The organism is Acidobacteriota bacterium (assembly GCA_016713675.1).
Lineage (GTDB): Bacteria > Acidobacteriota > Blastocatellia > Pyrinomonadales > Pyrinomonadaceae > OLB17.
Genome location: JADJOS010000001.1, coordinates 688,390 through 703,113 on the forward strand (window position 1 = coordinate 688,390; position 14,724 = coordinate 703,113).

The window sequence follows — 14,724 nt, forward strand, 5'->3', positions numbered from 1 at the left end:
GTGAAACAGGAATGCGACGCCGGAGCAAATTAGATGCAAGTTGACGGCCGGACTAGAAAGTAAACTTTCCGCCGATCTGGATGTCCCTCGGCGGCTGCCGTTGGTTATTTGCTAGGCCAAACGCTGCACTTGTCGGATCAAGATTGAGCCCCGAGAAGTACGGTCTGTTTAGGGCATTGATCGCCTCAAATCTGACCTGGACCTTCATTCCTTCGCGGATACGGAAACTCTTCGAAACACCGAGGTCAAATTTCAAGAAACGCTGATTCCGGAACTGCCCCATCGTCAATGGCATTGACCTGACGGTGTTTGTGCTGCTGCTTGTATAGTTGTTTGCAAATCCCGGCACTACACCTCCGATAGAGAAACCGGTAAGATCAAACGCAGGTATGTCTATTCCATATCGGCGGCCGCCGGGATCTTTCTTGCCAAGCAGGCTGACCAGCTGATACGGATCGCCGCTGTAGTAAACATTTCCGAATTGCAGCGGTTCGCCGCTCTGCCACTCGTATACGGCCTGCATCTGCCATCCTCCGAGGATCGCGTCAGCGACCGGATGCCAGTTGTTGCCGAACTTGCGGTTCTTACCGAACGGCAATTCGTAGATGGTCGACAAAGTGAACCGGTGCGGACGTTCGGTCGGCGAAACAATGTCGGTCAGGTCGGTATCCTGCGGATTGAGGTATTGAGCACGTTGATGCTCACGCGAGAATGTGTAGGAACCGTTGACCGACAATCCGGCCGTGAACCGCTTGACGAACTGTAGAGACAGCGAATTATAGTCGCTGGTGCCGTTATACTCGGTCACGGCAATATTTCCGTATTGCGGGAACGGCGTCAATAAACGTCGACGCTGAATCGTGGCAGCGTTCCATGTTGCACTGCTCGCGACCAACGTGCGGAAAGGATTTGCCACGTTCGCATTCAAAAACGTATTGACCGCCGTGATCGAGGCAAGTATCGTTGACGGATCGGTCTGCGGTGTAAATCGATTGAGATATTGTGTCGGGATCGCGTTCAGCTCGCGGCTGACCGCCAGATCGCTGCCCCGTGAATAGATATAGGTCAATTCGACGCCGATCTGCCACGGAAGTTCACGCTGAATGCTCATCATTACACGCGTATAGTTAGCATTCTTTCGTTCGTTAGAAAGCACCGTCGATGTCGGTCCGGTTGCGTTTGCCGCAGTCACATCGCGTCCAACGAACGTCATTGCACCCTGCGAATTTCCCGGTGATGGAGCGATCCCGGCCGGGAAAGGATTAGCAAGCGTCGCAAGGAACGTCAATCCGTTATTCGTACTGGGCACGAACAGTGTCGGTGTAGAAAATCCGGGCTGAAAGACCGTTTGGATCTGGAAAGGTGAAGTGAAGATACCAAAGCCGGCCCGAATAACGGTCTTGCTGTCAATACCCCACGAAACGCCGGCCCTCGGCTGAAAGTTATTGGAATCTGTCGACTGGTTCGATTCTTTCGGATCATTTGCAAATATCAATCCGCCTTTGAGTGCGGCCATACTCCCCAATGGTACCGATGCGGGTACGCTCGCATTGTAGTTTGCCAACACCTGGACGGCGATCGGGCTGTCGATAGTACGGTTGAAATCCGTCACGATCCGGCCTTCGCTTTCGCGAACGCCTCGTTCGATCTCATAACGCAATCCGATATTTATGGTGACATTCGGTCTGATCCGGTAGTCATCCTGGATGAATCCGCCCAAATATGCCGAATTTGTGTCATATACTGTCGGGTTGTCGATAATACTGTTTCCGTTAGCGACCGGCACGCCCAGCAAAAAGGCAGCAAGGTCGCGTCCGGCTCGGTCACGTTGAGTAGCTCCGGAGTTTGAAGCCTGCATCGTGTAGGTCCCGTCTATAAAGAACCTGCCGGATGCATAGCCGTCCGAAGCGAAACGCTCATGCAACCTTCGGAAATCAAGTCCATACCGTAACGTATGGTTTCCGACGATCTGTGTTACCGATGGCTGGATGGAGAACAGATCGAACGGACGATTTTGGCCGTTGTTGTAATCAGCCCGCTGCGAGCCAAGCGTCATATAATTTCTAAAATCGAAACGTGGAAAGATGTTCGTCTGACGTATGGTCGGTATGCCTGTAAATCCAAGATCAGCTGCCGTCGGCTGCCCTTCCTGATATCGCAAAAGCCTGAATTGGTTCCAGCTGCCGCGGATATCGAGCACCATTGTCGACGAAAGTGTCGATGTGAAATCGACATTTCCGCCATTGTTTCGACGATTCTCAAATCCGCGTGTGATCGAATCAGGTGTGCCTTCGAGGTTGTAACGATCCTCAGTATTCCGGCTGTGATAATACTTACCGAATATACGGTTGTTATCGTTGAAGTTATGGTCGATCTTGACCATATAGGAGCGGTAAGGTCGGATCAGGTTCTGGTCGGTCACATAGTTATTGACCAATCCCGCCTGATTCGGAGCCGGGAAAAGATTGAGAAATGCCAGAGCCGGACCATACATCGCCGCCGCGGGGAGAATGTTGCAGGTTGAACCGACCGGAACAGCGCCAGTCGTCGGGCAGCCAAATGACGTACGCGTCACATTAGATCCGACCAGAACGCCGCTGAACGGATTGTAAATGATAGTGTTTGCCGCATCAGCGATGTTCGCGGGGTTTACGATCAATTCCGTGAAATCGCCGGTTCTCATTCTTGCCGTCGGGACCGAGTAGGTCGTCGGCTGAGCTACATTGTCCTTTTGACGTTCATACGAAAACAGGAAAAAAGTCCTGTCCTTAAAGATCGGGCCGCTGATCACGCCCCCGTATCGGGCATATTTACGGTCGGGACGTTCACGTCCGATGCGGTTGTTAAAAAAGTTGTTTGCGGTTCGCGATTTGTCTCGATCGTAAAAGTAACCCGCACCGTGAAACTTGTTGGTGCCGCTCTTGATCGCGACGTTCACGGTCGATCCGGCCGTAAACCCGCTGCCGGCATCAAAACTGTTCGTCTGCACCTTGAATTCCTGTACCGAATCAGATGGCGGCGTGAATGCGACCTGGCCGCCGTAAGCCAAATTCGGCGAACCGTCAAGATTGATCTGGTTGCCGGCGGTACCGTTGGTTCTGAATCCGGCAAGGTTGCCGTTAGCTGTCGGTCCCTGGAAATTGGGATCGCCGGTATAAACAATGCCCGGTGCCTGAGTTGCCAGGGTATAAGGGGCACCCTCGGCAAGCGGCAATTCCTCGATCTGCCGTTGGCTGACCGATGTGCCGACATTCACAGTGCCTTGTTCCAAAAGCTCGCCGCCTGCGGAAACGCTGACCTCAGCATCCGCACCGATCTCTAGTGTAAAATCAATAGACAGTCTGTCATCAACCGCGACGGTCAAGTTCTCACGCAATGACCTCTTAAAGCCGGTGCTCGAAACCGAAACATCATAAACTCCAGGCTGTAGGAACGGAACAGAAAATGCACCTTCGCTGTTTGTCGAAACCGTTTGAGATACGTTGGTCGCCATGTTCTTGACGAGAACGGTCGCACCTGCGACGACGGCTCCGTTCGGATCGCTCACCGTTCCGGCGATCGTTCCGCGAAACTCCTGTCCTAATACCGCCATTGAGCCGATCATCAAAATGACCGCCATTAAGATCAATTTTCCATGCAGTTTTTCTGAATATTCATATTTCCGTCCTGTATGATTTTCATTACTTTTTTGGATTCCAGTTGAAGCTCCCAAAATCATAATTGGTTTTACCAATTATTGCAAGCGAAAATTGACAGAATTATGCAGAAAAATCAAAAAAATCGCATTCCCTAGTAAATATATAGCTAAATCGCCATAATATCGTCGCTTCAGATCGAGCACCTTTCGATGAATATATTGACCACTTTGCAAACGTAACCACATTGGGTTTGACCAATTGCCATATTTCGACCAAATGACTACGGTATCTTTCGCCGGATTTAGTGGAGTTTCAGAGGGAGCATTCCGGTCTTAAAGCCGGCGGTTTTTGAGTATCATTTCGAACGAACCTGAACGCAGCTCATCCAGTGTAACGCTCGTACGGTCGATGGCCTCTTGTTCTGTTACCGCTCCACAGTTGATGGCACGCAGAAAATAGTTGAGTAGTCCCTGCCCTGTCGCCGCGTCGTCAAAGACATCGCCGACGAGCGTCGCCTGTGCGGCCTTTTCAACAAAATTCTTAAGCCGCTCAGCTGCGGTTTCGAGTCCTTCGAGAAAGAACGCGAAAACCGCCGTGTACCGCGGCGTGAGTTGGGCGGGATGCAGATCCCATCCCTGATAAAAACCGTTTGAGAGCGAATGCCGGCAGTTTTGGTAGTGCAGATTCCAAGCACCGTGAACGACGGAATAATTCTCGGCGATCTGCTCGGCAGATAGGTTTTCGCCGCGATTTGGCGCTACCGGCATGATATTCGTCACGCTGTCGGCAAGCCAGACACCCGTACCGGCAAATGCGACTTGCATCATATTCCGTGCAAAATCGCACGCAGGGTGACGAATGTCCTGATAGGCGGCGGTTATCGAACAGCTCGCCGTATAGTCAAATGCCCCGAAATGCGCCGCAATGCAGCGTCCCCGGGCGGCGCCAAGCAATTTGGGCATTATCAGGGTTCCGTCAGCTGCAACGATCGATTGGGTGGTCTCGATCATCATCTCCATCTTCAGCGTGCCGGCGGCGAGGCCCAACTTCGGTTCGATCTCATCAAATACGTCTATCAGTGCCCCGACTTGTTCGGTCGTCACGATCTTTGGCAATGTGATGACGAAATTGTCGGGGAGCTTTCCGCCCGACGTCTCGACCAGCGTTGTAAGAAAAAGGTCGAGCGTTCTCAGGCTCCGCGACAGTTGTTCGTCGGAAAACGGCTTGATTCGGATTCCAACAAACTGCGAGAGCGATCCGGCGGCCATACCGTTCGAGACTGCTTCCGCGCTGGCTATCGCGTGCCTGTCTTCCTCAACATCAGGCCTGATCCCGTATCCGTCTTCAAAGTCGATGCGAAAATCCTCGACGGCCTCGCGGGCGAGTTTCTCGCCAACCCGATCGTGGATCGCCGCAGCAAACCCCGGCGACAGGCTAAACACCTTTGCAAATGTCTCAACGTCGGGAGCATATGTCTCGAACGAACGCATCGCCAAATGTCCCAAACGAACCGCCGTATCCGACCTGAACAAATGGGCACCGCCATAAACGGTATGCACCGGCTGCCGCCGGCCGGACTCGCCGGGGTATCGCTTGTCGAACGCCGCCATCGACGCTCTCAGAGGCTTGGTTATATGTTCTAATGATTCTGCGGAAATTGATGTACGCATAGAACAAGTTCTCGGTTCAGTTTCGCGGCAACCGGGATTTCGAACCTAACTGTATGCAATTACCGGCTCGAACTAACTGCCGCGGTAGGTCGAATAGCCAAACGGACCGATCAAGAGCGGTACATGATAGTGTTGGGCAATATCGCGAACCGTAAAGGCGACAATTATCTGCGGGTGGAAACAAATAGTACCTTGTGCGGCATAGTATGCTCCCGTCTCAAAAACGAGGCGGTAGTGTCCGGCCACAAGCAGCATGTTTGGCGGAACAAGATTTGTATGACGCCCTTCGGCATTCGTCAGCCCATCGCCGATCTTTTGCCAACCAAGTGCCGGGTCCTTTTGCTCGAGCAGGATCATCACGTCCCTTGCGGGTTCGCCTGTCGAAATATCTAATATATGTGTGGTAATTCTGCTCATCGCTCAAGTAATTTACCGAGCCGGTCTTCGGTGATCTTCCGTTGTTCTTCGGTCGCGATCATTAGTTCGGTCGCCGGCGAATTGCCAAGCCGAGAATGACATATCGCAAGTATTTCATCGGCACTTTTATCGGCAGTACGCAGAACGAACCGAAACCCGAACCTGGAAATGTACAAGCTCATGGCATCCGCCAATTTCCTGCGAACTTCCGGCACTGTCACTACTCCCGCATCAATATCATCATCGGCAGCAATTGCCTCCAATAGATCCGCCGGTGACAGCGCCGCCCAGATCTCATCAGCTCGGACAAATAGATGGTCGAGCATCGGAAAAGGCCGTGATCGTGCCATCCGCGTGGCCCATTCGCTCGATCCGCAACATTCGCGAAACACGTATTCCGCCTCGTCCAAGGGCAGTTCGTTCAACCAGTTCAGCTTTTTGTAAATTTTAAGGCCGTGCAATTCAAATACCAGTCTATCCCAATTCACATAGTTGCGGTTCGGATCTTCAACGAAATCGGTCGCATTGTTCGCGGAGCACTTTCCGCCGCCAGCTCATTCACTCAATTTTATTTGTCTTAGCTGCCAAACACAATGATAATGAACCAAACAATGAATTTTCCAAGAGCCAGCGGAATACTTTTGCATCCGACCTCGCTGCCCGGCAGCTTTGGCATCGGCGATCTCGGCGGCGAAGCGTACAAATTCGTCGATTTTCTGGTCGAAGCAGGACAAACCTATTGGCAAATACTGCCGCTTGCACCGGTCGGACAAGGCAATTCGCCTTATTCGGCATATTCTGCATTTGCCGGAAATACATTGCTCATCGCGCTCGAATCGCTCGTCACTGACGGCCTCGTAACGGCGGCTGACATTGACAATTCCCCGAAATTTTCAGCTGTTAAAGTAGATTTCGCGAAGGTCGAAGAATGGAAACAAATAATCCTCTCAAAGGCGTTTGAGACATTCAGATCGACTTCCGGCTCGACGCTTCACGATGAATTTGAATTCTTCGCTCGCGAAAATTTCTGGTGGCTCGACGATTATGCCGCTTTTCGGGCAATCAAAAGTTCGCACGAACATCAGGCATGGTTTCAATGGGCAATGCCGCTGAAAATGAGAGACGAAGGAGCAATATCGGTCGTCCGTTCACAACTCTCGCGTGAGATCGCTGCCGAAAAATTTTACCAGTTCCTCTTCTTTCGCCAGTGGCTCGCACTAAAAAAATACGCAAATGAGAACGGCGTTCTCGTCATCGGCGACGCTCCGATCTTTGTCGCTCTCGACTCGGCCGATGTCTGGTGCAATCAGAGCAAGTTCAAACTGAATGCCGACGGCTCGCCAAAATTCGTCGCCGGTGTGCCGCCCGATTATTTTTCAAAGACCGGCCAGCTCTGGGGAAATCCGATCTACGATTGGGATGCGATGCTCCGCGATAATTTTGGCTGGTGGACGGCCCGCATCGCGTTCACGCTAAAAACGGTCGATGTCCTGCGGCTCGATCATTTCATCGGCTTTGCCCGCAACTGGGAAGTGCCGGGCGGAGACGAAACTGCCGAGAACGGTGCGTGGCGTGACGTTCCCGGACGCGAGTTTTTTACTATCATCCGCCAGCGGCTCGGCGACTTGCCGCTCATTGCCGAAGACCTCGGCTCACTCACTCCCGAGGTCGAAAGCTTGCGTGATGCGTTCGGTTTGCCGGGCATGCACATCCTGCAATACGCCTTCGGCGGCGACGCCTACAACCGCGATCTGCCGCATAATTACGTAAAGAATTGCGTCGTCTACACCGGCACTCATGACAACGACACAACCGCCGGCTGGTATAAGGCCGCCGATAAGAATGCCCGCAACCATTGCCGCAAATATCTGCAAACGCGAGGGCGTGAGATCCATTGGGATATGATCCGTGCTGCCTTTGGATCGGTCGCCGACACGGCGATCGTGCCGATGCAGGATGTTCTCGGCCTCGGCAGCGAACACCGCATGAATCTGCCCGCGACCGCGTCAGGCAATTGGTCGTGGCGTATGCCGCCCGGTTCGATCCATGACGATCTCACCGATCGTTTAAAAGACCTTACTGTGCTTTTTGGACGAAATTTGCGTTCGGAATAAGCGTCTCGAAGGCGTGAAACACGAGGGCCAAAAAATCTTTGACAGGCGTTTCATTTATGGAATAGAATTGCGTTATCGCAATAATCCGTATGAGGCATCTGAGTGTAGTAAAAAGTTTATCTCACCTCTCGCAGGAACAAAAACATTCCGAAGAGGTTTTGCTCGATGCCGTCGGGATCGCCCTGACGCGCGGCACTTTGACCGAATTTGTCGGCGACGCGAGCACCGGCCGGACCAGCCTCGTGCTCAATCTGCTTGCCAAATTGACGGCCGAGGGCGAGGTCTGCGCGGTGGTCGATTCGTCAAACAGTTTTGACCCTTGCTCGGCCGCTCTAGCCGGCGTCGAGCTCGAAAATATGCTCTGGGTCCGCTGCGAAGGCGACCTCGAACGGGCGTTCACAGCCGCCGATCTCTTGGTTCAGGCGAAAGGCTTCGGAGCGATCTGGCTCAATCTCGACGGGCTGTCGAAACAGAAATTGCGAATGGTGCCGCGGACCTACTGGTTCCGCTACCGCACGCGGATCAAGGAAACACCGACGCTCTTTATCGTCACCGCCGAAGATCCGGCCGCAGGTTCCGCCTCGCACCAGTCGTTCGAACTCGAACGCCGCGACACCGTCTGGTCGGGCCTCGGCCGGTACAAGCTTCTCCGCGAATTTCACCTCGATTTTCACTCGCGTAAACATTTTTACGGCCAGCCGGGCTCGGCCCGGATCGCGTTCGATTACAGCGATGTCTAGAGCATATGCATGCATCATTTCACAAAATGCGAGTGAGGACGCCGATGTGCTGTTGGCCGTCGCCTACGGTTTTGCCTATCGCGTCGAACGGCTCGATGACGGCGTGCTGTTTGACGTCAGCGGATTAGAAAAACTCATCGGCGACGAGAGAAAGATCGCTCAGAAAATAGTGAAAGAGCTCGAAAACAACGATATCAACGGAAATGTCGCCGTCGCCGGGACGGTCGAGACGGCGCTCCTGCTCGCACGCGAGAACCGCGGCCTCAGCCGCACTGCCGCGTCGCCGGACGCATTTCGCCAATTGCCCTTGCGCAATCTCGCCATCGACCGTGACACTGTCGGCGTTTTTGAGGCTCTCGGCATCACCCGCATCGAGGACCTCGACCAAATTCCGGCGGACGAACTCACCGCACGCTACGGCCATGATTTTCGCGAGGTGATCGACGTCATCGCCCAACAGGACAAACGCGACGTCGTCCCCAACGTCGCCGAAACAAGCGTTAAATGGAAGTACGAACTCGACTTTCCGGTCGATGATTTTGAGCAGCTCATCTTTATCGTCAACCGCGGCCTCGAGGAAATGCTCGCTGCGGTCGGTAAGAACGGCTGGAGCACCGAGCAGATCGATATCACGTTCAAGCTCGACAAAAAAGTCGCAAAATCCTACGAGATAAAAACGTCGTTCCCGACGCTCGACCGGACATTCTGGCTCAAGCTGATCAACCTTCGCATCTCGGTCGATCCGCCCGAGGCAGGAATTACCGCGATCGGCGTCACTGCCCATTTTACGCGTCCGCGTCCCGCCCAGAGCGGGCTTTATGCCGCGTCCAAGCCGCAGCCCGAGAGCCTTTTGCTGACCGTCGGCAAGATCAAAAAGCTCGTCGGCGAAGAGAACGTCGGTGTGCCCGTTCTGCTCGAAAACCGCGTCGAACGCCCTTTCGCCCTCGACGCCGGTTCGCTGCCTCTGGGAAAAGAGCACGTTCGCACCGAACCAAAAGCTCCGGTCATCGCGTTCCAGTATTACGAGCCGCCCGTCGCAGCCGAGGTCCTTGTGCGAAATAAACAGCTCATCTACCTGCGGACACGCTATTTTGCCGGCCGCGTCGCGGCATGCAGCGGCGTCTGGCGACTCAATTCGCGTTGGTGGGAACGTGCCTGGGACATCCAGGAATGGCACGTCGAGATCGAAGAAGGCGGCGTCTACCGCCTGCGAAAAACGGGCAACGAATGGCTGGTAATTGGTGAATTTGATTGATTCCGTGGGAACGCACGCCGCCAGCCTGCGATCTGAGGGCGGCAGGCTGCGTCCCGGCTTTATGTTTTACGAACTCCACACACGCTCCGCGTTCAGTTTTTTGTCTTCCGGCTCGCTGCCCGAGGATATCGCGGTGCTCGCCGGTGAGCTTGATATGCCCGCGATCGGGATGATGGACCGCGACACGGTCTCGGGTGCGGTTCGGTTTCATCTCGAGGCAAAGGAACAGGGCGTGCGGGCGATGATCGGATCCGAGATCACAATGGACGACGGAACACTTTTGCCGCTGATGCCGATCGATCTTCGCGGCTATCAAAATATGTCGCGCCTCATCACGACCGTCAAATTGCGGCATAAGAAGGGCGAGCATTTCGCGACCCGAAAGGATATCGAGGAACACGCTGCCGGATTGCTCTGCTTCACCGGCGGAGCCGACGGCTTTATCCACCGCAGCATAAAGAACCGCCGCGGCCAGGAGGACCTCGCCTGGCTCAAATACGTCTTCGGCGACCGTCTATACGTCGAGCTCCAACGCCATCATCTGCCGCACGAAGAGGACATCAACCAGTCGCTCCTCGGGCTCGCGCACAAGTTCCGCATTCCCTATTTCGCCAGCAACGGCCCGTACTACGCGCACAAGCGTGACCGCGAACTGTTCGATGTTTTCACCTGCATAAAAAATCACTGCACCATCGAAAATGCCGGCCGCCTGATCTCTGAAAACAGCGAACGCTATCTCAAACCGGCGGCACAGATGCTCTACCAGTTCGACGACTACCAACAGGCCGTCGCGACGACCGCTGAGATCGCCTCACGCGTAAAGTTCTCGATGGACGAACTCGGCTACACCTTCCCCGATTATCCCGTGCCGCCGGGCGAGACGATGGACTCCTTCCTCAGAAAGCAGGCCGAAAAAGGTGCCGTTTGGCGCTACTGGTCGCTGACGCCGAAGGTACGTCAAAAGCTCGACTATGAGCTGAACATGATCGCCAAGCTCAAGCTCGCCGGTTATTTTCTGCTTGTCTGGGACATCTCGCAGTTTTGCCGCGCAAACAACATTCTCTCGCAGGGACGCGGCTCGGCGGCAAATTCGGTCGTCTGCTACGCTCTCGGCATCACGGCCGTCGATCCGATCGAGGCCGATCTGTTGTTCGAACGCTTTCTCTCCGAAGAGCGGACCGAATATCCCGACATCGACATCGATCTGCCGTCGGGCGACGACCGCGACAAGGTCATCCAGCACGTTTATCAAAAAATACGGCGAACGCGGGGCCGGCATGACGGCAAATGTCATCAGCTATCGCGGACGCTCGGCCGCCCGCGAGGTCGGCAAGGTCTTCGGCTTTGACGAGGAATGCCTCGGACGCCTCGCCAAGATCATTCCGCACTACGGCACGCACACTCGGGCCGAGATGATGGCGCGATTCATTGAGGCCGGCTTCGACCCGAAAGAAAACTACCGCATCGCCAAATATATGGAGATGTACGCCCGCGTGCTCGATTATCCGCGGCATCTCGGCCAACATTCCGGCGGCATGGTGATCTCTTTGGGGCGCCTCGACGGAGTCGTGCCGCTCGAGCCCGCGTCGATGGAAAACCGCAACATCATCCAATGGGACAAGGACGACTGCGAACGCCTCGGCATCGTCAAGGTCGATCTCCTGGGCCTCGGAATGATGGCCGTCATCCGCGACACGCTCACGCTCATCGAAGAGCACCGCGGCGAAAAGGTCGATCTCGGCAAGATATCGAAAAAAGATCCGCTCGTTTACAAAACGCTGCAGGAGGCCGACACGATCGGGATGTTTCAGGTCGAAAGCCGTGCCCAGATCAACTTTTTGCCCAAATCGCGGCCGGAGACGTTTTACGACATCGTCGTCCAGGTCGCCATCATCCGCCCGGGCCCGATCGTCGGCAAGATGCTCAGCGGCTACATCGCCCGCCGCATGGGCAAAGAAGAGGTCGATTACATGCACCCGTCGTTCGAGCCGATTTTAAAGCGCACGCTCGGCGTTCCGCTGTTTCAAGAGCAGCTGCTGCGAATGGCGATGACGATCGCCGGATTTACGGGCGGCGAGGCCGAGGAACTGCGGCGGGCGCTCGGCTTCAAACGTGCCGACAAACGCCTCGCCAAGATCGAAACGCGTCTACGCTCCGGCATGGCGGATAAAAACATCACTCAACAGACGCAGGACAAGATCGTCAAGAGCATCCTCGCCTTTGCCAACTACGGCTTTCCCGAATCGCACGCCGCGAGCTTTGCCCTGCTGACCTACGCGTCCGCCTATCTAAAGGTGCATTACCTCGCGGAATTTACGACCGCGATGCTCAACAATTATCCGCTCGGCTTCTATTCGCCCACGACGCTTATCAAGGACGCCCAGCGGCACGGCCTGCATTTCAACGCGATCAATATCAACGCCTCGCAAAGACTCTTCACCATCGAGGACGGCAAGGTGCGCATCGGCCTAAAATACGTCAAAGGCCTCCGCAAGGATGTCGCCGACGAGATCGTCGCCCGCCGGACCGCAGGCTGCCAGCTTGCCATCGTCCCCGCCGATCCTGTCAGAACCGGGAGCGGTAGCGACTGGGTTCCTGCGATCGTGCCGTACACGTCCGTCGAAGATCTCGTCCGCCGCGTCCCCACAATAAACAAAAAGGAAATAAGAGCTCTCAGCCTCTCCGGCGCTCTCAATTTCGATTCGACCGTCCATCGCCGTCAGGCACTTTGGGAATCGGAACTCGCCATCCAGCCCGCGGGCGAGCTTTTCGCTGGTTTGGAGGAAAAGCAGCCCGTCCCGCCATTCATCAACCAGATGAGCAAATGGCAGCTGATGGAGACCGATCTGATGACGACCGGCATCACCATCGGCAAGCACCCAATGGGGTTCCTTCGTGAAGAACTGACCAAACACGGCGTTATCGCGGCCTATCAGACCACGCATCTCAAAAAGCGGGACGTCGTCACCGTCGCCGGTGCCGTCATCGTTCGCCAGCGTCCGAGCACGGCCAACGACGTCGTCTTTATCACGATGGAGGACGAGACAGGCTATTCCAACTTCATCGTCATGCCCGATATTTTCGAGCGTTTTCGTTCCGTTATCGTATCGAGCGATTTTATGCTCATCCGCGGCAAGGCCGAGGAGGGCGGCATGATCAAAGCCTTGTTTTTCGAGCCGATAAATGCTTTTATAAGCAAAATACAGTCACACGATTTTCAGTAAATTATTATGTGCGGACGGGCATCACAACGGGGAAAACGCGAGGATTTTCGGAATTACGTCTACGAGTTCGACCCGCAGGGCGACCTTTTTCGCGGCAATATCAAACCGACACAGGACGTCGCCATCGTCATCAACGACCGCGACGCCGTCAAGACGGTCGACGCCCGCTGGTGGTGCCAATTCGACGGCTCACGCGAGTGGAGCACCAAATACGCGACCTTCAACGCCAATATCGAGCGCCTTGAGACCAGCCCGATGTGGAAAAAGCTGCTCGTCTCAAAACGCTGCATCATGCCTGTCACGAGCTTTTACGAGTGGCCCGAAAAGGGCAAACCGCCCATCGAAATACGGGCCAATAACGGCCATCCGTTCGCCCTCGCCGGACTCTGGTCCAATTGGTACGACAACGGCGAACAGCGTCAGTCATTCGCCGTCATAACGACGCACGCCAACGATTTTATGACCCAATACCACCGAGCCATGCCCGTCATCCTCGAAGACAAGGAGCTCCAAAAACTCTGGCTCCTCGAAGGCGGGATGGACATCCTGCGCGGATTCCAATGCGGCCTCACCGCCGAACCGCTGCCCGACAAGATCGAAAACGTCTACGAACAATAGATCCAACGAATCTGCGTCCTATGCGAAAATACCTGCGTCCTCTGCGAGGAATTCTTATTTAGTGATCTTTCCACGCAGAGAGCACAGAGACGGACGCCGAGGACGCGGAGACCTCAAAAACTTGACTTAGACTCCGAATTCGCGTAAAACTTGAGCAGTTTTCCGAACAGACAATTCAATCCAATTCAGGCAAGTTGATCAGCGTCTATGGCATCTAATCTGGTTTCGATCGAGCGGCGTAAATTTGGACAGACGATGCGTAAGGACAACTGGTGGGTCGCTCCGGTGCTGACCTTCATCGGCCTCGGGGCGTTCGTCGTCTATTCGACGTGGGCGGCATTTCAGGGCCAGCATTACACGTTTGGCAACTACCTGTCACCGTTCTATTCGCCAGAGTTATTCGGCAATTCGCCGCACGCTTTATTCGGCCCGCCGCCAAGCTGGCTGCCGTCGTGGCTGCCGTTCTCGCCCGCACTTTTGATCCTATGGGCTCCCGGCGGATTTCGGTTTACCTGTTATTACTATCGCGGTGCCTATTACAAATCGATGTGGGCCGATCCGCCGGCATGTGCCGTCGGCGAGCCGCGTCACAACTACCGCGGCGAACGCAAATTCCCGCTCATTTTGCAGAACGTCCATCGCTATTTCCTGTATCTCGCACTCGCATTCCTGTTCTTTCTTGCTTATGACGCGTGGAACGCGATGTGGTTCGCGGGAGCCGACGGAAAACAGCATTTCGGCGTCGGCGTCGGCACGATCGTTCTGACTGCGAACGTATTTTGCCTAGGGTTTTACACCTTGAGCTGCCACAGCCTACGTCACTTAGTCGGCGGTGCATGGGACATCTTGTCAAATAAACCCGTCCGCAAAAAAGCCTACGGCTGCGTCAGCGCGTTGAACAAACGTCACATGCTTTTCGCCTGGATCAGCTTATTTGTTGTTGGTTTTTCTGACATCTATGTTCGGCTCTGCTCGATGGGAATTTGGGCGGATTTTAGAATTTTCTAGGAAGAATTCACCACAGAGTCACAGAGGACACGGAGTGGTT

At 54.6% G+C, this 14,724-nt stretch carries 9 protein-coding genes and 1 pseudogene; 6 read left to right on the forward strand and 4 right to left on the reverse strand.

Annotation, left to right across the window (positions count from 1 at the left end; genetic code table 11):
- Positions 1–52: 52 nt before the first annotated feature.
- The 4 genes from IPK01_03105 to IPK01_03120 form a co-directional block, all read right to left on the reverse strand.
- Complete coding sequence (locus IPK01_03105) at positions 53–3,619, reverse strand: carboxypeptidase regulatory-like domain-containing protein (protein ID MBK7932486.1); 3,567 nt, start codon at positions 3,617–3,619, stop codon at positions 53–55.
- A gap of 351 nt (positions 3,620–3,970) precedes the next feature.
- Positions 3,971–5,308 (reverse strand): phosphoenolpyruvate kinase, encoded by a 1,338-nt coding sequence (locus IPK01_03110; protein MBK7932487.1) that lies wholly within the window; start codon positions 5,306–5,308, stop codon positions 3,971–3,973.
- Between the two features lie 72 nt (positions 5,309–5,380).
- Positions 5,381–5,725, reverse strand: coding sequence for a hydroxyisourate hydrolase (gene uraH, locus IPK01_03115; GenBank protein MBK7932488.1), 345 nt, complete (start codon positions 5,723–5,725; stop codon positions 5,381–5,383).
- Positions 5,722–6,213 (reverse strand): 2-oxo-4-hydroxy-4-carboxy-5-ureidoimidazoline decarboxylase, encoded by a 492-nt coding sequence (locus IPK01_03120; protein MBK7932489.1) that lies wholly within the window; start codon positions 6,211–6,213, stop codon positions 5,722–5,724. Before IPK01_03120 ends, uraH begins: the two co-directional genes overlap by 4 nt.
- Positions 6,214–6,336: 123 nt before the next feature.
- Between IPK01_03120 and malQ the strand changes: the two genes are divergently transcribed.
- The 6 genes and pseudogenes from malQ to IPK01_03150 all read left to right on the forward strand — a co-directional run bounded on the left by malQ (position 6,337) and on the right by IPK01_03150 (position 14,684).
- On the forward strand, positions 6,337–7,839 hold the full coding sequence (malQ, locus tag IPK01_03125) for a 4-alpha-glucanotransferase (GenBank protein ID MBK7932490.1): 1,503 nt from the start codon (positions 6,337–6,339) through the stop codon (positions 7,837–7,839).
- 89 nt (positions 7,840–7,928) lie between these two features.
- The gene (locus tag IPK01_03130; GenBank protein ID MBK7932491.1) at positions 7,929–8,579 is read left to right on the forward strand and encodes a hypothetical protein; all 651 of its coding nucleotides are present in this window, start codon (positions 7,929–7,931) and stop codon (positions 8,577–8,579) included.
- Entirely contained in the window at positions 8,572–9,834 is a 1,263-nt protein-coding gene (locus tag IPK01_03135; protein ID MBK7932492.1) for a hypothetical protein, read from the forward strand. The genes IPK01_03130 and IPK01_03135 overlap by 8 nt, the downstream gene beginning before the upstream one ends.
- A gap of 61 nt (positions 9,835–9,895) precedes the next feature.
- Positions 9,896–13,058, forward strand: a pseudogene (locus IPK01_03140) (error-prone DNA polymerase).
- Positions 13,059–13,064: 6 nt separating this feature from the next.
- Entirely contained in the window at positions 13,065–13,676 is a 612-nt protein-coding gene (locus IPK01_03145; protein MBK7932493.1) for an SOS response-associated peptidase, read from the forward strand.
- 207 nt (positions 13,677–13,883) lie between these two features.
- The gene (locus IPK01_03150; GenBank protein ID MBK7932494.1) at positions 13,884–14,684 is read left to right on the forward strand and encodes a succinate dehydrogenase; all 801 of its coding nucleotides are present in this window, start codon (positions 13,884–13,886) and stop codon (positions 14,682–14,684) included.
- The last annotated feature ends 40 nt before the right edge of the window (positions 14,685–14,724 follow it).